At 70.0% G+C, this 18,167-nt stretch carries 17 protein-coding genes; 2 read left to right on the forward strand and 15 right to left on the reverse strand.

Annotated features, from left to right (window positions below):
- Nucleotides 1-131 precede the first annotated feature (131 nt).
- Nucleotides 132-1,424 (forward strand): MFS transporter, encoded by a 1,293-nt coding sequence (locus AB0J16_RS31530; RefSeq protein ID WP_358545851.1) that lies wholly within the window; start codon nt 132-134, stop codon nt 1,422-1,424.
- 130 nt (nt 1,425-1,554) lie between these two features.
- Here AB0J16_RS31530 and AB0J16_RS31535 read toward each other — a convergent pair whose 3' ends face one another.
- The 8 genes from AB0J16_RS31535 to infC form a co-directional block, all read right to left on the reverse strand.
- Complete coding sequence (locus AB0J16_RS31535) at nt 1,555-1,788, reverse strand: hypothetical protein (protein WP_358545854.1); 234 nt, start codon at nt 1,786-1,788, stop codon at nt 1,555-1,557.
- Between the two features lie 217 nt (nt 1,789-2,005).
- Entirely contained in the window at nt 2,006-4,561 is a 2,556-nt protein-coding gene (locus AB0J16_RS31540; protein ID WP_358545856.1) for a phenylalanine--tRNA ligase subunit beta, read from the reverse strand.
- On the reverse strand, nt 4,561-5,601 hold the full coding sequence (gene pheS / locus AB0J16_RS31545) for a phenylalanine--tRNA ligase subunit alpha (protein ID WP_358546395.1): 1,041 nt from the start codon (nt 5,599-5,601) through the stop codon (nt 4,561-4,563). Before pheS ends, AB0J16_RS31540 begins: the two co-directional genes overlap by 1 nt.
- Nucleotides 5,602-5,770: 169 nt before the next feature.
- Entirely contained in the window at nt 5,771-6,859 is a 1,089-nt protein-coding gene (locus AB0J16_RS31550; RefSeq protein ID WP_357955524.1) for a PAS domain-containing sensor histidine kinase, read from the reverse strand.
- A 50-nt stretch (nt 6,860-6,909) separates the two neighbouring features.
- Nucleotides 6,910-7,713 (reverse strand): RNA methyltransferase, encoded by an 804-nt coding sequence (locus AB0J16_RS31555; protein ID WP_358545858.1) that lies wholly within the window; start codon nt 7,711-7,713, stop codon nt 6,910-6,912.
- A gap of 199 nt (nt 7,714-7,912) precedes the next feature.
- The gene (rplT, locus tag AB0J16_RS31560) at nt 7,913-8,296 is read right to left on the reverse strand and encodes a 50S ribosomal protein L20 (RefSeq protein ID WP_219538506.1); all 384 of its coding nucleotides are present in this window, start codon (nt 8,294-8,296) and stop codon (nt 7,913-7,915) included.
- 23 nt (nt 8,297-8,319) lie between these two features.
- Nucleotides 8,320-8,514, reverse strand: a complete 195-nt coding sequence (rpmI, locus tag AB0J16_RS31565) for a 50S ribosomal protein L35 (protein ID WP_225298242.1) — start codon at nt 8,512-8,514, stop codon at nt 8,320-8,322.
- Between the two features lie 124 nt (nt 8,515-8,638).
- Nucleotides 8,639-9,256, reverse strand: coding sequence for a translation initiation factor IF-3 (gene infC, locus AB0J16_RS31570; protein WP_357955860.1), 618 nt, complete (start codon nt 9,254-9,256; stop codon nt 8,639-8,641).
- A 330-nt stretch (nt 9,257-9,586) separates the two neighbouring features.
- Here infC and AB0J16_RS31575 point away from each other — a divergent pair, with 330 nt between their 5' ends.
- Nucleotides 9,587-9,895, forward strand: a complete 309-nt coding sequence (locus tag AB0J16_RS31575; protein ID WP_358545861.1) for a prevent-host-death protein — start codon at nt 9,587-9,589, stop codon at nt 9,893-9,895.
- On the opposite strand, the gene AB0J16_RS31580 is transcribed toward AB0J16_RS31575, so the two are convergent.
- From AB0J16_RS31580 to AB0J16_RS31610, 7 genes are all read right to left on the reverse strand, one after another.
- Nucleotides 9,896-10,753, reverse strand: coding sequence for a shikimate dehydrogenase (locus AB0J16_RS31580; protein WP_358545864.1), 858 nt, complete (start codon nt 10,751-10,753; stop codon nt 9,896-9,898).
- A gap of 212 nt (nt 10,754-10,965) precedes the next feature.
- Entirely contained in the window at nt 10,966-12,120 is a 1,155-nt protein-coding gene (mltG, locus tag AB0J16_RS31585) for an endolytic transglycosylase MltG (protein WP_358545866.1), read from the reverse strand.
- 226 nt (nt 12,121-12,346) lie between these two features.
- Nucleotides 12,347-13,369, reverse strand: coding sequence for an endolytic transglycosylase MltG (gene mltG, locus AB0J16_RS31590; RefSeq protein ID WP_358545869.1), 1,023 nt, complete (start codon nt 13,367-13,369; stop codon nt 12,347-12,349).
- An 898-nt stretch (nt 13,370-14,267) separates the two neighbouring features.
- Nucleotides 14,268-14,750 (reverse strand): Holliday junction resolvase RuvX, encoded by a 483-nt coding sequence (gene ruvX / locus AB0J16_RS31595; protein ID WP_358545872.1) that lies wholly within the window; start codon nt 14,748-14,750, stop codon nt 14,268-14,270.
- A 1-nt stretch (nt 14,751) separates the two neighbouring features.
- Complete coding sequence (alaS, locus tag AB0J16_RS31600; protein ID WP_358545874.1) at nt 14,752-17,424, reverse strand: alanine--tRNA ligase; 2,673 nt, start codon at nt 17,422-17,424, stop codon at nt 14,752-14,754.
- Nucleotides 17,425-17,441: 17 nt separating this feature from the next.
- Nucleotides 17,442-17,672: a hypothetical protein gene (locus AB0J16_RS31605; protein ID WP_358545877.1), complete on the reverse strand. Its 231-nt coding sequence runs from the start codon at nt 17,670-17,672 to the stop codon at nt 17,442-17,444.
- Entirely contained in the window at nt 17,669-18,043 is a 375-nt protein-coding gene (locus tag AB0J16_RS31610; RefSeq protein ID WP_358545880.1) for a DUF948 domain-containing protein, read from the reverse strand. The genes AB0J16_RS31605 and AB0J16_RS31610 overlap by 4 nt, the downstream gene beginning before the upstream one ends.
- Nucleotides 18,044-18,167 lie beyond the last annotated feature (124 nt).

The raw sequence follows: 18,167 nt of genomic DNA on the forward strand, positions 1-18,167 counted from the left end.
GGGGGCCCAGCCTTGTGCCGGGTAAACCGCTTGCCCGGCAATGGGTCGCAACATAAGCCGTTTGCCCGTGCCGAGGACCGCGCGATAAACCGTTTGCCCGTACCACGGGCCGCGCCGCAGAATCAGACCTCGTGGCCGATCAACTGAAACGCCTGCTCCGCGGGCTGGCACCCGATCTGGGCCCGCTGCGGGACTCGCGTGACTATCGGCTGCTCATGGCATCCGGTGTCATCACGATGTTCGGCACGTTCATCACCATGGTCGCGGTGCCGTTCCAGATGAAGGAGCTCACCGGCTCCTACGTGGCGGTCGGTCTGGTGAGCCTGGCCGAGTTCGTGCCGATGGTGGTGTGCGGGCTGTGGGGCGGCGCCATCGCCGACGCGCTCGACCGGCGCACGGTCATCCTGCTCAGCGAGCTGGGGCTGATGGTGACCTCGGGGCTGCTCATGGTCAACTCGCTGCTCCCCCACCCGCAGGTCTGGGTGCTCTACGTGATCGGCGCCGTGGCGATGGGCGTGGGCTGCTTGCAGCGGCCCAGCCTGGAGGCGCTGATCCCGCAGGTGGTCAGGCACGACCAGCTCGCCGCGGCCGCGGTGCTGGCCAACCTGCGCTGGAACCTCGGCGCGATCGTCGCCCCGGCGCTCGGTGGGCTGCTGGTGTCGGCGTTCGGCACGGCCGTCGCCTACGGCCTCGACACGGTGAGCTTCGTCCTGTCCCTGATACTGCTGTGGCGGATCAAGGCCGTGCCGCCCGCCGAGGACGCCGCGCCGGCGTCGCTGAGCTCACTGGTCGAGGGCGTGCGCTACGCGGCCGGCCGGAGCGACCTGGTCGGCACCTACCTGGTCGACATCGCCGCCATGCTGTTCGCGATGTCGACGGCGCTGTTCCCGTTCCTGGCCGACCAGCTCGGCGCGCCTCAGGCGCTCGGGCTGCTCTATTCGGCGGGTGCGGTGGGCTCTCTCGTGGCCTCGCTCACCGGCGGCTGGACTGCGCGCGTCCACCGCCAGGGCATGGGCGTGATCATCGCCGCGACGCTCTGGGGCGCCGCGATGGCACTGGCGGCGGTGATCCCGAACGTCTGGGCGATCTTCCTCTGCCTCGCGCTGGCCGGGGCGGCCGACATGATCAGCGGCATCTTCCGCATGACGATGTGGAATCAGACGATCCCCAACGAGCTGCGGGGCCGACTGGCCGGCATCGAGCTGCTGTCCTACGCCAGTGGCCCGATGCTCGGCAACGCCCGCGCCGGGCTGATGGCGCAGTGGGGCGGCGCCCGGTTCTCCCTGGGCGCGGGCGGCGTGCTGTGCGTCGCGGCGGTGGCCGGGCTGGCGGCGGTGCTGCCGAAGTTCCGCGGGTACGACTCACGCACCGACGTGCACGCGCTGACCGAGAAGGCTCGCCGAGAGAGCCGCCTCACCGCATAGGCGCGGCTGACGGCCCAGAGCCAGGCTGTGGCCCGCCCACCGCCTGGAGGCGCGGCTGTGCCCACCCCGCCTCACCGCCTTGAGCCGCGGCTGTGGCCGGCTCGCCTCACCGCCTTGAGGCACGCTGTGGTCAGCCCGGCTCGCGCCAGCCGTCGTAGTCTTCCACGAGGGCGTCGACCTCCGGCAGGCCGCCCTCGTCGAGCCCTTCCAGGACGACCAGCCACTGCGCGTCCTCGGCGTCGTCCTCTCCGGCGAGCGTCTCCCGCACCACCTGGGGTGTCCCCAGCGCGGGGAACCGCTCGCCCAGCGCCTCCGCCACCTCCTCGGCGTCGTCGCGCTCGGCGAACACCAGCAGATGCCTCATCTCCGGCCTTTCATGCGTGCGGCCCGATACGCCGGGCTCCTGCGCGAGGTCGCGTACACCGGACCCATGCGTGAGGCCCGGCACGCTCGTGTGTAAGGTCCGGTACGCCGGACTCATGCGTGAGGCCCGGCACGCTCGTGCATGAGGTCCGGTACGCCGGACTCATGCGCGAGGTCCGGTACGGCGGACCGTACCGGACCTCGTGGCGACTGGACGGTCAGGCGCTGCGGAGCTGGGCGCCGACGCGGTCGGCGGCCATGGCCACAGCGGCGTCACGAGCCGCCGTCGTCTCCTCCACCGTCAGCGTGCGGTCGGCCGCGCGGAAGCGCAGGGTGTAGGCGAGCGACTTGTTGCCCTCCCCCACCTGCTCCCCCGCGTAGACGTCGAACAGCCGGATCGACTCCAGCAGCTCGCCCGCCCCGTCAAGCAGCGCCGCCTCCACGTCGGCGACCGGCGTGAAGTCGGGCACGATCAGCGCCACGTCCTGGGTCGCGACCGGGTAGGACGAGACAGCCGGCGCGTCGACCGGACCCGGCATGGCCGACTCCAGTTTGGACAGCTCAAGCTCCATCGCCGAGGTGCGCGGCGGCAGTCCGTAGGCCTCGGCGACGCGCGGGTGCAGCTCGCCGGCGTGGCCGACGAGCGTGTCGCCGACGTAGAGGGCGGCGCACCTGCCGGGGTGCCACGGTTCGTGCTGGTCGGCGATGACCGACAGCTCGACTCCCGCCTCGGCCGCCACCAGCCGGGCCGCCTGTACGGCATCGGCCCAGCACTCCTGGCGGCCCTGGCCCCACCAGCCGGACCGCTCGAACTCGCCGGCCAGCACGACCGCGACCCGGTGCGGCTGGTCGGGCAGAGCGTTGGCGATCGAGGCCAGCTCGTCGTCGCTGGGCCTGCGCTCGACACCCAGCACCGGCGCGGTGTCCGGCGCTCCCTCGCGCGGCCGGTAGACCAGCCCCGACTCGAACAGCGCCACGTCGGAGAAGCCCCGCCCGGCGTTGCGTACCAGGGTCTTGAGCAGCCCGGGCAGCAGCGTCGTGCGCAGCAGCGGCTCGTCCTCGGCCAGCGGGTTGGCCAGCCGCAGGGCGCGGCGGCGCGCGTCGTCGGCGGTCAGCTGCAGCGCGTCGAAGTCGCCCTCGCTGATGAACGGGTAGGCGAGCACCTCGACGTAACCGGCGGCGGCCAGTGTCCGGCCGACCCGCCTGCGCAGCCGCTGCCCCTCGGTCAGCCCGGCTCCGGCCGGAGCCTTGGGCAGCACGGAGGGCAGGCGCTCGTAGCCTTCGAGGCGGATGACCTCTTCGGCCAGGTCGTTGGGGTCGGTGAGGTCCGGCCGCCAGGACGGCGGGGTGACCGTGAGCATGTCGTCGCCGGTGACGGCCAGCTTGGCCGCCAGCTCGCCGCCGGTCACGACCCCGGTCGGGTCGACGCCGCCCCTGCGCACGGCCGGGTCGTCGCCGTCGGTCACGACGCAGCCGACCTGCTCCAGGCGGCGTACGACGGTCTCCTTGGGGTAGGGCACGCCGGCCACGTCGCCCGGGTGGCTCGCCGGAATGGCGATGCGCGCCGGCTCGACGTCGACCTCGGCGTGCGTCAGGCCCGGCCGCACGGTGGCGCCGCCCAGCTCGGCCAGCAGGCTCACCGCCCGCCACGAGGCGACCAGCGGCAGCTCGCGGTCGACGCCGCGCTCGAACCGCTTGGACGCCTCGGACACGAGGTTGTGCCTGCGCGACTCCCGGGAGATGCCGGTCGCCGAGAAGTGCGCGGCCTCGATGACGATGTCGGTCGACTCGCCGGAGATCTCGGTCTCCAGTCCGCCCATCGTGCCCGCCATCGAGATCGGGCCCGACTGGTCGGTGATCAGGATGTCGTCGGGGTCGAGCTCGCGGGTGACGTGGTCGAGCGTTTCGAGCCGCTCGCCCTGCCCGGCCCGGCGTACGACGATCTCGCCGGTGAGCTTGGCCCGGTCGAAGGCGTGCAGCGGCTGGCCGAGCTCCAGCATCAGGTAGTTGGTGATGTCGACGGCCAGCGACACCGGCCGCATGCCGGCCCGCGTCAGGCGTACGCGCATCCAGAGCGGGCTCTGGGCGGCCGGGTCGAAGCCGGTGACCTCGCGCAGCACGAACCTGTCGCAGGCGGTCGGGTCGCCGATCGAGGCGGGCCACGCCTGCTCGTCGGCGGTGGGCAGCTCGACGTCGGCGGGGTCGTGGAAGGGCACCTCGAAGGCGGTCGCGGCCTCGCGCGCCACGCCCCTGACCGACAGCGCGTAGCCGATGTCGGGGGTGATCTCCAGCTCGATCACGTCGTCGCGGAGCCCGAGCAGCTCGACCACGTCGGCGCCGATCGGCGTGCCGGCGGGCAGGACCATGATGCCGCCGTGGTCCTCGCCGAGCCCGAGCTCGCGCTCGGAGCAGATCATGCCCTCGGACAGCCGCCCATAGGTCTTGCGCGAGCCGACCTCGAAACCGCCGGGCAGCACGCCGCCCGGCAGCACGACCGGCACGCGGTCACCGACGGCGAAGTTGGTGGCACCGCAGACGATCTCGCGCGGCATCGCCTCCCCGACCTCGACCTTGCAGTGCCTGATCGGCTTCTTGAAACCGGTCAGCTCCTCGATCTCGAGCACCTCGCCGACCACGACGTTCTTCACGTCATGACCGTGGGAGGTGATCGACTCGAGCTTGAGCCCGGCCGCGGTGAGCTTGTCGGCCACCTCTTGTGCGGTGACCGCCGGGAGATCGGCGTGCTCCCGCAGCCAGGAGAGCGGGACCTTCATCAGATCTCCAATCCGAACGGAAGCGTGAAGCGCACGTCTCCCTCGACCATGTCGCGCATGTCCTCAGCGTTGTGACGGAACATCAGCGTACGTTCGATGCCCATGCCGAACGCGAAGCCCGAGTATGTCGACGGGTCGACGCCGCAGGCGATCAGCACGCGCGGGTTGACCATGCCGCAGCCGCCCCACTCGATCCAGCCCTCGGACTTGCAGGTGCGGCACGGCGGGTTGCCGGGGATCGCCGAGGCGCCGCGGCAGACGAAGCACTTGAGGTCCATCTCGGCCGACGGCTCGGTGAACGGGAAGTAGTTGGGCCGGAACCTGGTGGTGATGCCCTCGCCGAACATGACCTCGGCGAACCGGTCGAGCGTGCCCTTGAGGTGGGCCATCGTCAGCCCCTCGTCGATCGCCAGGCCTTCGACCTGGTGGAAGACGGGGGTGTGGGTGGCGTCGAGCTCGTCGGTGCGGAACACCTTGCCCGGCGAGATGACGTAGCACGGCGCGCCCCGCTGCAGCAGCGCGCGGATCTGCACCGGCGAGGTCTGAGTGCGCAACACCATGCCCGACTCGGTGGACTCCACGAAGAACGTGTCGTGGTCGGAGCGGGCCGGGTGGTCCTTGGCGATGTTGAGGGCGTCGAAGTTGAACCACTCACCTTCGAGCTCGGGGCCCTCGGCCACCTCGTAGCCCATCGCGACGAAGGTGTCGGCGATGCGCTCCTGCATGGTGGTCAGCGGGTGGCGGGCGCCGCGCGGCCGCCGGTCCCACGGCAGAGTGACGTCGACGGCCTCCTCGACGAGCACCCGGGCGTCGCGCTCGGCCTCCAGCTCGGCCTGCCGGGCGGCGAGCGCCTCGTTGATCGCCTTGCGGGCGCCGCCGACGCGCTTGCCGGCCTCGGCGCGGGCCGCGGGCGGCAGGGCGCCGATCTCGCGGTTGGCCAGCGCGATGGGCGAACGGTCGCCCGCGTGGGCCAGCCGCGCCTGCTTGAGTGCGTCGAGGTCGCCGGCCGTCTTGATCGCCGCCAGGGCGTCGGCCTCCATGCGGGACACCTCGTCGGCATGCAACGGTGTCACCTCGACGGGGTCGTAGTCAGACAAGAGTGAGCTCCGTATCCAGGGCTTGAGCGTGACAGAGTCTAGTGGGATCCGCCCACCGGGCCCGACTCCCGCCGCTTCCCGCAATCGGGTCGCGCGGACCGCACCTGGCTAACTACACCGTGGCGAAGTCGGGTGTGCCGGTGGGCACGGTAAATCGGAACTCCGCCCCACCCTCGGGCGCGCGCTGCACGGTGATCGTGCCGCCGTGCGCCTCGACCAGGCCCTTCACGATGAACAGGCCGAGCCCGGTGCCGCCTCGCCGACGGCTGTTGCCGCGCCAGAACTGCCGGAAGACGCGCGGAGCCAGCTCGGGCGCGATGCCCTCGCCCTCGTCGCGCACCGACACGGCAACTCCCCATCCGACGGACTCGATGTCTATGGTGACGGTGCCGCGTCCGTGGCGCACCGCGTTTTCCATCAGGTTACCGAGGATCTGGTCGACCTTGTCCTGGTCCAGCCACATTTCGGGGAGGTGGTCGCCGACGACGAGGCGGAAGCGGTCCTCGGCCTCCCCCGCCGCGACGCGGCCCGCGATGATGCGCCGCGCTCTGGCGGGCACGTCGACGACCTGGCGGTGCAGCTCCAGCCGGCCCGACTCGATGCGGGAGACGTCGAGCAGCTCCGTGATCAGCCTGGTCACGCGGTCGGCGTCGTTGTTGACGGTCTCGAGCATGACGCGCTTCTGCTCGTCGGTGAAGCGGGTCCACTTGGCCAGCAGGGTCGCGGTGAAGCCCTTGACGCTGGTCAGCGGCGAGCGCAGCTCGTGGGCGACCGTGGAGACCAGGTCGGCGCGGCTGCGCTCCAGCCGGGCGCGGGCGCCGCCGTCACGCAGGGTGATCGTCACCCGGTCGACGTCGCCGCACCGCTCGGGCTCGCGCGACAGCCTGGCCGCGACGTAGAGCTCCTGCCCGCCGGGCAGGTGGATGGGGCGCTCGGGCACCCGGCTGCGGGTGCGCAGGCCGCCCTCGGGGTCGAGGGCCTTCCACCACTCGCGGCCGTCGTGGTCGCGGAAGGGGAAGACCTCGTTCATGTCCCTGCCGACCGCCCGCTCGACGGTGACGCCGGTGAGCCGCGCGGCGGCCCGGTTGACGGCCAGCACGCAACCGAATCTGTCGGTCACGATGAGGCCGTCTGGAAGATCATCGATGGCTATCGTGCACGCGGAGGCGACCACTCGACCATCGGTGTCTGCGCCGTGCACGAACTCGCCTCCTCCGCCTACAAGGCCGACAATAGCGGGTTTCCAGCCGCCTAGGGCACTCGCTGAGCCCTGGCGGAGGAGTAAAGGCATACCGCGGCCGCGGTGGCCAGGTTGAGGCTTTCGGCCTGTCCGTAGATGGGCACTCTGACCACATCGTCGGCTTCGGCGAGAACCTCCTCGGGCAGACCCCATGCCTCGTTTCCGAAGATCCACGCGGTGGGGCCCGACAGGTCGACGTCGTCGAGCGTGTGCTTGCCCGCGCCGTCGGCCGCCAGCACGCGAAGTCCGCGCTCTCTGAGTTGACGCACGGCGGCGGCCACCGGTGTACCGATGGTGACGGGCAGGTGGAACAGGCTGCCCGCGCTGGCGCGTACACACTTGCCGTTGTAGGGGTCGACGGAGGCGTCGGTGAAGATCACGGAGTCGGCGCCCGCGGCGTCGGCGGCGCGCATGACGGTGCCCGCGTTGCCGGGGTCGCGCACGTGCGCCAGGACCGCGACCAGGCGCGGGTCGCCGGACAGGGCGTTGTGGAGCGGCACGTGCACCAGCCGGCAGATGGCCAGCAGCCCCTGCGGGGTGACGGTCTGGGAGAGCTCGGCCATGACCTCGCCGCTGGCCCGGTGGATCGGGATGCCCTTGAGCGTCGCGTCGGTGATCAGCTCTGGGTGGCGGAGCTCGGCTTCGGCGGTGGCGAACAGCTCCAGCGTCACCCCTTCGAGCTTGAGCGCCTCGCGTACGGCCTGGGGCCCCTCGGCCAGGAACTTGCGGTCCTGCTCCCTGAAGGCGCGCTTGGCGAGCCGTCTGGCGGCCTTCACGCGCGGCGACTTCACATTGGTCAGCTCGGATCCGGCCATGCTCTCCCCTGATGATCTGTACGGCCGGTCGCACCGGCCGCGTGCCCGGTCGTGGCGCCTGCGTACACGGAAGTCGTGCCCGTACACACAGCAGTCGTGCCTGCGCGCACAGCGGTCGTGGCGTCCGCGCACACAGCAAAGGGCCCACCATCAGGTGGGCCCTCGGCTAGAGCCTCGCCGGGCTCCTCTGTCAAGCGCCTCAGCTCGCGGCTGGGGCGTTCACGTTCGCCGGCAGCGCCTTCTTGGCGGCCTCGACGAGCGTGGCGAAGGTCTGGCTGTCGTTCACCGCGAGATCGGCGAGGATCTTACGGTCGACCTCGATGTTGGCCAGCCGCAGACCCTGGATCAGGCGGTTGTACGTCATGCCGTTCTGGCGGGCAGCGGCGTTGATCCGCTGGATCCACAGACGACGGAACGCACCCTTACGGTCCTTACGGTCCCGATAGGCGTACGTCATCGAGTGGAGCATCTGCTCCTTGGCCTTGCGGTACAGACGTGACCGCTGGCCACGGTAACCGGAAGCCCGCTCGAGGACGACCTTGCGCTTCTTCTTGGCGTTGAGCGCCCGCTTCACGCGTGCCATGTTCTATCTCCCCGGGGGTCGCGCTACTTGGCGAGCAGCTTCTTGATTTTCTTGGAGTCAGCGTCGGACAGGACGACTTCGTTCTTGAGACGGCGCGTCAGCGTGGACGACTTCCACTCGTTGTAGTGCGCGCGATTGGCCCGGCGGCGCACGACCTTGCCGGTGCCGGTGAGCCGGAACCGCTTCTTCGCACCGCTGTGCGTCTTCATCTTCGGCATTCGCCGTCTCTCCTCAATTCGTCCGTGCCGGTGGCCGGGCCGGTGCTGGCCGACCCGGTCGCGGCGTCTTCGTCTGGCGGGGTGGCTGTCGGGGTGTGCTGTTAAGGCTAACCCCAACCGCGGGTCACGCTTCCTGTATGGGAGCTTCCTGCTCGGAAGTCTCCAGCTCGGAAGGCTCCTCGCCGCCACGCTGTGCCTTGGCTGCGGCCTTTTCGGCCTTCGCCTCGGCCTTCTTCTTGTGCGGACCGATCACCATGATCATGTTACGACCGTCCTGCTTCGCGTGGGACTCGACGAATCCCAGCTCCTGGACGTCGTCCGCGAGCCGCTGCAGCAGCCGGAAGCCGAGCTCCGGCCGGGACTGCTCGCGACCACGGAACATGATCGTGACTTTGACCTTGTCCCCCGCCTTGAGGAACCGCACCACGTGACCCTTCTTGGTCTCGTAGTCGTGCGGGTCGATCTTCGGCCGGAGCTTGATCTCCTTGATGATCGTGTGCGCCTGATTCTTGCGCGCCTCGCGCGCCTTCATCGCGGACTCGTACTTGAATTTGCCGTAGTCCATGAGCTTGCACACGGGCGGTCGAGCCGTGGCCGCGACCTCGACGAGGTCTAGGTCGGCCTCCTGAGCGAGCTTGAGGGCATCGTGAATGGAGACGATGCCTACCTGCTCGCCGTTCGGGCCCACGAGGCGAACCTCGGGAACTCGGATACGCTCGTTGATGCGGGGCTCAGTGCTGATGGGGCCTCCTAGGTTTGCGTTCCCGTACGTGCTCGGTGCCGAGGAACTCCGCGCAAACGCGAAAAGCCCCGCACGTCGCGCATGCGGGGCCACTGAGCTCTTTGGCATCGTGGCCGTAAGCTCCCCGGAGTAAGTCCGGCGTGATCCTGGACCCGGCCGCCTCTCGGTGACTCAGGTGGGAGGGAGACCTCCGCTTGCGCGTCCAGCAAGGCATGCCGGACCGATCAGTGAGCTACGTTACCACAACCACGAGACTTCTTCGAATCATCCCCGCTGGCCAGAGATCTGAGCGGTAAATTCTGTGCAGAAAATTAGCCAGAAGGAGGGCATGTGACCGATCTCGAAGAGAGCAAAAGGCAGCCGCAGAAGGCTGAACAGCGCTTCAGCGAGGCCGTCCGCAGGGCCCATGACGAGGGACCGCGGATCGTCACCAGGCGCGGGCAGGACGTGGATGTGGAGGAATACCGCCGGCTCAAGGGCGAACAGCCGGGCTTCAAGGAGTTCCCGCTCTCGGGGCCCGACCTGAGCGCGCTCGACCTCACCCGCGACAAGAGCAGCATGACGCGGGATGTCGACCTTGAGGGCATCGAGCGACCTACGTTCTCGACACCACCTGGTCGATCCTGGCCGCTCGGTTGATCAACCCGTTCGACTGGCCGACCGTCTGAGGATCTCCGCTTCGCCGGCCGCGCGCATGGCCTCCACCGGCACATCCGTCCGGCCCGTCATCAGCTCCACCTGCCGCACCGCCTGGTGCAGCAGCATCCCGAACCCGCCGACCACGGTGCCGCCCCCAGCCTGGACCACCGCCGCCGCGCTGGTCGGCCAGGGCGAGTAGACCACGTCGAAGAGCGCCGGAACCCGTGCCAGGCGGGCCGCGAAGGCGTCGGCCGCCCCGCTCGGCAGCGTGGACACCACCAGATCCACCCGCGTCGAGACATCGAGCTTGTCGAACGTCTCGATCGCCAGCGCCATCCCGAGCCGCTCGGCCACCCCGGCCGTGTCCCCCGCCCTGGCGGGGTCGCGTACCAGCAGGGTCGCGGAGTGCAGCCCCAGGTTGCGCAGCGCCGCCAGTGTCGAAGCGGCCGTGGCGCCCCCGCCCAGCACGGTCGCCGACCTCGGAGCCGGCACCCCCGCCTCGGCCAGCGCCCGCTCGATGCCGTAGACGTCGGTGTTGTCCCCATGGCTCGCGCCGTCGCGGAACACCACGGTATTGGCCCCGCCCACCTCGACGGCCAGGTCTGAGACGCTGTCGAGCAGCGGCAGCACGGCCCGCTTGAGCGGCATGGTCAGCGACAGCCCCGCCCAGGCCCCCTCGTCCCCCGGCACCTCACCGCGGCGCGGCCTGAGCTCCCGCAGCAGCCCGGGCAGCCGGGCCTCGTCACACTCGCGGACCTCGTAGCTCCACCCGTCGAGCCCCATCGCCTGATAGGCCGCCCGATGCAGGTAGGGCGACAGCGAATGCGCGATCGGCGACCCCAGCACCCCTGCCCGCACGCGGTTCTCCTCTCCATGCCTTACTGCCTGCTGTTTTCGCCCGGCATGTCTTCTGTACAGCCGCTTTTGTACGGCATGCTCGGCCGACCCCAGTCGCCGTACGGGGCTCAGGGCTTCCAGGGAAACGACCGCTGAGCCCGCACAGGGCCAGGCACCGTTACGAGACGGTGAGACCGGAGCCGTGGCCGGCTTCCGCCCCTCAGCCCAAGGCGTCAGCCGCCGTTCCTCTTGTACTCGGCCAGGAGTTCCTGTCGCCCGGCCTCGGTCGAGGCGAACTTGGTGATATTACTCTTCGGGTCGGTGGCGACGAAGTAGAGCCAGGGACCCTTGGCCGGGTTGAGCGCCGCCTCGATCGCGGCGTCGCCCGGGTTCGAGATCGGGCCGGGCGGCAGGCCGAGGTACATGTAAGTGTTGTACTTCGACTTGCTCTGCACCTCGGCATGCGTGGCGAAGGTCCGGTATTTGTTCAGGCCGTACATCGTCGTGCTGTCCATCGCCAGCTTCATCTGCGGGTTGCTGTTGAGCCGGTTGTAGATGACGCGGGCGATCTTCGGCATGTCCTCATGTCTGCCGGCCTCGGCCTGGATGATGCTGGCGATCGTGACGATCTCGCCGGGTGTGCGCCCAAGGGCTTTGGCGCCGCCTTCGATGTCGGCCTTCTCTGCCGCCTGATTGAACCGGTCGACCATCTGCGACAGCATCTCGGCCGGCGTGGTCTTCGGCTGGAACTCGTACGTGGCGGGGAAGGCATACCCCTCCAGCTTGCCCTTCGCGTATGGCGGCAGGTCCATGTCACCGGTGTCCTTGGCGGCGGCGACGAAGTCCTTCTGCGGCTTGCGGGTCTGCTGGGCGAGCTTGGTGAGGACGGCGGACAGACGCAGCCCCTCCTCCAACGTGACCTTGACGATCAGCTTGTTGGCCGAGTCGAGCATCGTCACCGCGTAGGCGGCCGACATGCCCTTGCGCAGGGTGTACTGGCCCGGCTGGAGCGCGCCGCTCTTGTTGGCGTTGGCGATCGCGTTGGTGAACGCTCTGGCGCTGGCGACGACCCCCTGCCGCTCCAGCTCCTGCGCCACGTCGGAGGCGATCTGGCCGTCCTTGATTTCGATGGTCACTTCACCCTTGCCTGGACCGGTGAAGTCGTCGGGCACCAGCGCTCCGCTGATCCACTGGTAGCCGAAGTAGCCGCCGCCGCCGAGAATGCCCGCCAGGACGATGAAGGCCAGCAGCGGTGCGATGAAGCCGCCCCGGTTACGGCGCCTGCGACGCCTGCGGTTGCCGCCTCTACCGTTGGCTCGGCCGCGGCGCCGGGAGGAGCCTTCGTCGTCCTCGGCGCCGAGCAGGAAATCCATGTCGAGATCGTTCATAGGTGCGCAGGCCAATCTCCCGGTATGTACGGCCCGGCGTCAAGTGGCACTGCCGAACCGCTGGGGGTCACCGAGCGGGGGGCTCGCCGACCGTGCACCCACGACCGGCGAATATCACTCTGGGTAGCCATGCTAGAGGACAAGAAGAGCGCGCGGGCCCCCTCTCGGGGGCTCCGCTCGGGGATTTCGAAGATCCCTCGCGGGAAGAGGGGGGTCCCGGCAAGCATCATTTCGTCCCGAGGTTTCGGTGCAACTCTTCCCGGTATCTCACGAACTCGCTCTCTTTGTCGGTGAATTTGGTGATTCTATGCGCCGGATCCGTCGTCACAAACCAGCGCCAATCACCGCTCGCTGGATGCAAAGCCGCGATCAGCGCCTTCTCTCCGGGATTGGCGATGGGCCCCGGCGGCAGTCCGGTGTGCCGGTAGGTGTTGTACGGCGATTGGACCTTGGTGTCGCTCTCGGTGACCTTCAGGGTCCGCTTGCCCAGGGCGTACAGGACGGTGCTGTCGATCTGGAGCCGCATGTCGCGCTTGAGCCTGTTGTAGATCACTCTGGCGATCTTGGGATAGTCCTCGTCCCTGCCGCCCTCGGCCTGGATCATGCTGGCCACCGTGACGGCCTCCAGCGGGCTCAGATGCACGTGCGGGGCCTTCTTCACCAGCTCCACCTGCTTCGCCGCCGCGCCGAACCGCTCCACCATCGCGGTCAGCAGGTCGACGGCCTTGTCCCCGGGCTCGACCTCGTACGTGGCCGGAAACAGGAACCCTTCGAGGCCCTTGGCGTATTTGGGCAGCCCGACCAGAGCCGCGTCGACCGCCTGCAACTCCTTAAGAGCCAGCCCGGACTGAGCGGCCAGCCGGACGAGCGTCTCGGACGCCCGCATGCCCTCGGGCACCGTGACCCGCCTGACCATCCTGGAGGCGGGCGCGAGCAGCAGGTCGAGCGCGGCGCCCGCGGCCATGCCCTTGCGCAGCCGATAGTGCCCCGGCCGCAGGCGTCCCGCCACGGCGCGGTCCTCGGCCGCGTTCACGAACGACCGCGCGCTGGCCACCACCCCCGCCTCGGCCAGCACCGCGCCGACGTCACCCGCGTTGGCGCCGGGCGGGATCCGCACGGTCACGGGCCCGCCGCCGGTGCCCTCGAAGTCGTCGGGGGTCACGTACGGCTCGAGCGCCACGTACACGCCTACGCCGAGCGCGGCGATCGACGCGGACACCACCACGCCCAGCAGCGCCACCGTACGCACGGCCGACCGCTTCTCCCGCCGCCGAACCCCACGAACGTCCCCGCCGCCGGCTCCAGCTCTGCGCTGGGTTCCGCCCCCGGCTCCGGTTCCGGCTCCGGTTCCGGTTCCGGTTCCAGCTCCGCCCATGGCTTCGGTACCGGCTCCAGCTCCGCCTCCGGTCCCGGTCCCGGTCTCGGTCCCGGTTCCGGCCTCGGACACGCCACCGCCACCGACCCGGGCCACACCAGGTGCGATGCCACCGACGCCCGGCGATTCGCCCGGATCCGTACCGGAGACGCCACCATCGGAGGTGCGGCCGTCCGAAGGCGCGCCGCTGTGGGACGTGCCACCATCCGAAAGCCGCCCGCCATAGGAAGGCACGCCACCGTCGGACGGAGCACCACCGGCGAACCTCCCGCCGTCGGGCAAGCCGCCGTCGAACGGCGCACCACCAGGAAGCCGCCCGCCCTCCAACAGCGCGCCATCAGAAGGCGCGCCATCATCAGACGGAGCACCGCCGGGAAGCCGCCCGCCGTCCGCCGGGGCGATCGCGCCCAGGTCGTCCGCGCGACACTCTCGTCCGTCCGCTGCGTACTCCCCCGTCACCGTCACATCCGGAGCCTCTGACGCGTCCGGTCCCAAGGGACCGTCGGAGTCCGAAGACGCGCCGGTTCCCGAGGACACGTCGGCGCTAGAGGACATATCGGTGTCTGAGGGCATCGCGGCACCCGAGGGCGTCGCGGAGTCCGAATGCGTTTCGGCTTCCGAGGGCACCTCGGCGTCCGAAGACGGTGCTGTGTCCGAGGACGGGAAGAAGGGTTCCGGGACGAACGGGATCAGGTCGTCATTCTCGTCCGGAGGTGGCCCGCTCATGCGGCCACCCCCGCCCGTTCCCCGCCGCCCCCGGTAAGAGGCCCGGTCATGAGGCGGGTCCGCCGTCCACCCCGGAGGGCGGATCGACGGGCCTGCCGGGTGGTCTGTCCGTGGCTCTCTCGACGTCGAGCGCGTCCTGCAGCAGCACGACCGCCGCCGCCTGGTCCACGACCGCGCGCTGCTTCTTGGCCCGCACGCCGCTGGCCCGTAGTCCTTGCTGCGCCGCGACCGTGGTCAGCCGTTCGTCGAAGAGGCGGACGGGCGTGGGCGCCAGTCGCCGGGCCAGCGCTGTGGCGAATTCGCGGGCCAGCGCGGCGGCCTGCCCTTCGCGGCCCGACAGCGAGGTGGGCAGCCCGACCACGACTTCGATCGCCGAATGTTCGTCGGCGATCGAGGCGATGCGGTCGAGGTCGCCCTGGCCTCGCCTGACGGTCTCCACCGGAGTGGCCAGCAGGCCCGAGGGGTCACTGCGGGCCACGCCGATGCGTACGGACCCGACGTCCACGCCGATCCGTGAACCGAACCGCATGTCAGCCGAGCTGCTCCGCGATGGCCTGCTCGACCAGTCGCAGCGCGTCGCCGACCGCCTCTGGTCGTGTGCCGCCGCCTTGCGCGACATCGTCCTTGCCGCCACCGCCACCCCCAAGCGCCTTGGCGGCGACGCCGACCAGTCGCCCGGCCTTGAGCTGACGCTCACGTCCCGCCTCGTTGACCGCGGCAACGACCACGGGCCGGTCGGAGGGGACACCCGCGATCACGATGACCGCCGGTCGGTCGGCCGGGAATCTGCCACGCACATCAAGCGCGAGCTTACGCAGGTCGTCGGCCCCGGTGCCGTCAGGCGCGCGGTGCGTCACCACGAAGACTCCGTCCAGGTCACGGGCTTGCGCCGCCAGCTCGCCCGCCACCTGGAGCACCTGCGCGGACCGGAGCCGCTCCAGCTCCTTCTCGGCGGTGCGCAGGCGGGTGACGATGCCCTCGACGCGCTCGGGCAGCTCCTCGCGGCGCGCCTTGAGCTGCTCGGTGAGCTGGGCGACCAGCACGCTCTCGCGCGCCAGGAAGCGGAAGGCGTCGATGCCGACGAGCGCCTCGACGCGGCGCACACCGGCGCCGACCGACTGCTCGCCGAGCACCTTGACCAGGCCGAGCTGGCCGGAGCTGTGCACGTGGGTGCCGCCGCAAAGCTCGCGCGAGTAGTCGCCGATCTCCACGACGCGGACCTCGTCGCCGTACTTCTCGCCGAACATCGCCAGCGCGCCCATCGCCCTGGCCTCCGTCTGGGAGGTGTAGAAGGCGTTGACCTTGAGGTCGTTGACGAGGACCGCGTTGACCTCGTCCTCGACGTCGCGCAGCACGCTCGGCGGCACCGCGCCCGCCGCGGTGAAGTCGAAGCGGAAGCGGCCGGGCGAGTTTTCCGAGCCGGCCTGCGCCGCCGTCTCGCCCAGCGCGTTCTTGAAGCCGCGGTGGACGAGGTGGGTGGCGCTGTGGCTGCGCGAGATCGCGCGGCGCCGCTCGATGTCGATCTCCGCCTGGGCCTCGTCGCCGACCTTGAGCTCGCCCTTGCGGATCCGGCCGCGGTGCACGACGAGGCCCGCGAGCGGCGTCTGCACGTCGCGGATCTCGACCTCGGCGCCGCCGGTGCGGATCACGCCCTGGTCGGCGAGCTGGCCGCCACCCTCGGCGTAGAAGGGAGTGCGGGAGAGCACGACCTCCACGTCGGTGCCCGCGCCCGCCGCGGGGACCGCGCCGCCGTCGACCAGGATGCCGACGATGCTGGTGTCGGCCTCGGTCTGGTCGTAGCCGAGGAACTCGACCCGGCCCGCCTTCTCCAGCAGCTGCCCGAAGACGGAGATGTCGGCGTTGCCGGTCTTCTTCGCCGCCGCGTCGGCCTTGGCGCGGTCGCGCTGCTCCTTCATCAGGCGGCGGAAGCCCTCTTCGTCGACCTGGAGTCCATGCTCGGAAGCCATTTCGAGCGTGAGGTCGATCGGGAAGCCGTAGGTGTCGTGCAGCTGGAACGCCTGCTCGCCGGAGAGCGTGGTGCCGGACTTGCGCTTGGTCTCCTCCACCGTGACGTCGAACATGGCGGTGCCGGTGCGCAGCGTGCCGAGGAAGGACGCCTCCTCGGCGTCGATGACCCCGTGGATCTGTGGCGCGTCCGCCTTCAGCTGCGGGTATTGCTCGCTCATGACCTCGATCGCGACCTCGGTCAGCGCGTGCATGTAGCGCTCGTCGCCGGAGCCGAGCAGGCGCAGGTTGCGGACCGAGCGGCGCAGGATGCGGCGCAGCACGTAGCCGCGGCCCTCGTTGCCGGGCATGACGCCGTCGGCGACCAGCATGGTGCCGGTGCGCACGTGGTCGGCGATCACCCGCAGGCTGACGTCGGAGCGGTGGTCGCGGCCGTAGCGGGTCTTGGTGAGCTCGGCCGCCTTGTCGAGGATCTTGTAGGTGGTGTCGATCTCGTAGATGTTGTCGACGCCCTGCAGGATCGCCGCCATGCGCTCCAGGCCCATGCCGGTGTCGATGTTCTTGGCGGGCAGGCCGCCGATGATGTCGAAGTCGACCTTGCTGCGGACCTCGCCGAGCTGGTCCTGCATGAAGACCAGGTTCCAGACTTCGAGGTAACGGTTCTCGTCGGCGATGGGGCCGCCCTCGCGGCCGTATTCGGGGCCGCGGTCGTAGTAGATCTCCGAGCACGGGCCGCCGGGGCCGGGCACGCCCATGTGCCAGTAGTTGTCTTCGAGGCCGCGGCGCTGGATGCGGTCGAGGGGCAGGCCGACCTTGTTGTGCCAGATGTCGAGCGCCTCGTCGTCGTCGAGGTAGACGGTCGCCCAGAGGCGGTCGGGCGGGAAGCCGAAGCCGCCCTCGGACTCCGGCTTGGTCAGCAACTCCCAGGCGAACGGGATCACTTCGGCCTTGAAGTAGTCGCCGATGGAGAAGTTGCCGAGCATCTGAAAGAACGTCGCGTGCCGAGTGGTCTTGCCGACCTCGTCGATGTCGGGGGTGCGTACGCACTTCTGCGCGGTGGCCAGCCGGTCCGCCGGAGGCTTGCGCTGCCCCAGGAAGTACGGCTTGAACGGCGCCATACCCGCGTTGACCAGGAGAAGCGTCGGGTCCTCAGCGATCAGGCTGGCCGAGGGCACTACCTTGTGCCCACGCTCCTCGAAGAAGCGCAGGAAGCGGCGCGCGATCTCTGCCGACTCCATGGTGGCCATCCTTTGCGTTAGTCGTTGCTTTCAGGGTTGTCGAGTCCGAAATGGGCCCGCAACTCGATTTCGCGCTCCGCGGCCTCGCCGAGCGCGTCAGAAGTAAAGTCTCTCACCCGTCCGAGCATGCTCGCGGCGCCGCCGACGGTCCTGCGGGCCACGTGGTTGGGGTGGAGCGCCTGCAGCCTGCGCATCACCCAGAGGGTCAGCAGCGCGCCGAGCGACAGGTAGAACAGCCGTCTGATCATCGCCGCCGGCCCGCCTTGCGCGGCCTGCGGACCTCGATGGCCCTGCGCACACCGTAGCCGATGGAGGAGACCTTGATCAGCGGTCCGGTGAAGACGGTCTGGGTGACGGCGCTGAGCTTGGCGGCGTGGGAGCTCACCTGCTTGACGTCCTTGGCGATGGCCTCGACGACCACCAGCTGCCGGTTGGTCTCGTTGACCGTCAGGCTCATGTCGTCGAGCAGCGGCGCCATGCGGGCGCTCAGGTCGGCCACCGCTCTGCTGGTCGCGGTGATCAGCCGGGTGAGCTTGACCAGCACCATGACGAGCACGCAGACCAAGACGATCCAGCCCGTGGCGGCGATCAGCCCGGCGACCTCTCCAGCGGTAAGCATCCGCTCATCTCCCTCGTACGCTGGGCCGGAACGGCAAGAACCCTATCGCGTTCGACGGCCCAGATTACTGGTGACGCCCGGCTCCATCAGGCCGCCACGTCGGAGGCCCCCGTTTCCCCGCTCG

Source organism: Nonomuraea sp. NPDC049750 (assembly GCF_040659625.1).
In the GTDB taxonomy this organism is placed as follows: Bacteria; Actinomycetota; Actinomycetes; order Streptosporangiales; family Streptosporangiaceae; genus Nonomuraea.

Coding starts and splice junctions, on each gene's coding strand:
- AB0J16_RS31535 (WP_358545854.1), bottom strand. CDS start 1,788: ATGAGGCATCTGCTGGTGTTCGCCGAGCGCGACGACGCCGAGGAGGTG.
- AB0J16_RS31540 (WP_358545856.1), bottom strand. CDS start 4,561: ATGAAGGTCCCGCTCTCCTGGCTGCGGGAGCACGCCGATCTCCCGGCG.
- pheS (WP_358546395.1), bottom strand. CDS start 5,601: ATGGAGGCCGACGCCCTGGCGGCGATCAAGACGGCCGGCGACCTCGAC.
- AB0J16_RS31555 (WP_358545858.1), bottom strand. CDS start 7,713: ATGGCCGGATCCGAGCTGACCAATGTGAAGTCGCCGCGCGTGAAGGCC.
- rplT (WP_219538506.1), bottom strand. CDS start 8,296: ATGGCACGCGTGAAGCGGGCGCTCAACGCCAAGAAGAAGCGCAAGGTC.
- rpmI (WP_225298242.1), bottom strand. CDS start 8,514: ATGCCGAAGATGAAGACGCACAGCGGTGCGAAGAAGCGGTTCCGGCTC.
- mltG (WP_358545866.1), bottom strand. CDS start 12,120: ATGAACGATCTCGACATGGATTTCCTGCTCGGCGCCGAGGACGACGAA.
- ruvX (WP_358545872.1), bottom strand. CDS start 14,750: ATGCGGTTCGGTTCACGGATCGGCGTGGACGTCGGGTCCGTACGCATC.
- alaS (WP_358545874.1), bottom strand. CDS start 17,424: ATGGAGTCGGCAGAGATCGCGCGCCGCTTCCTGCGCTTCTTCGAGGAG.
- AB0J16_RS31605 (WP_358545877.1), bottom strand. CDS start 17,672: ATGATCAGACGGCTGTTCTACCTGTCGCTCGGCGCGCTGCTGACCCTC.
- AB0J16_RS31610 (WP_358545880.1), bottom strand. CDS start 18,043: ATGCTTACCGCTGGAGAGGTCGCCGGGCTGATCGCCGCCACGGGCTGG.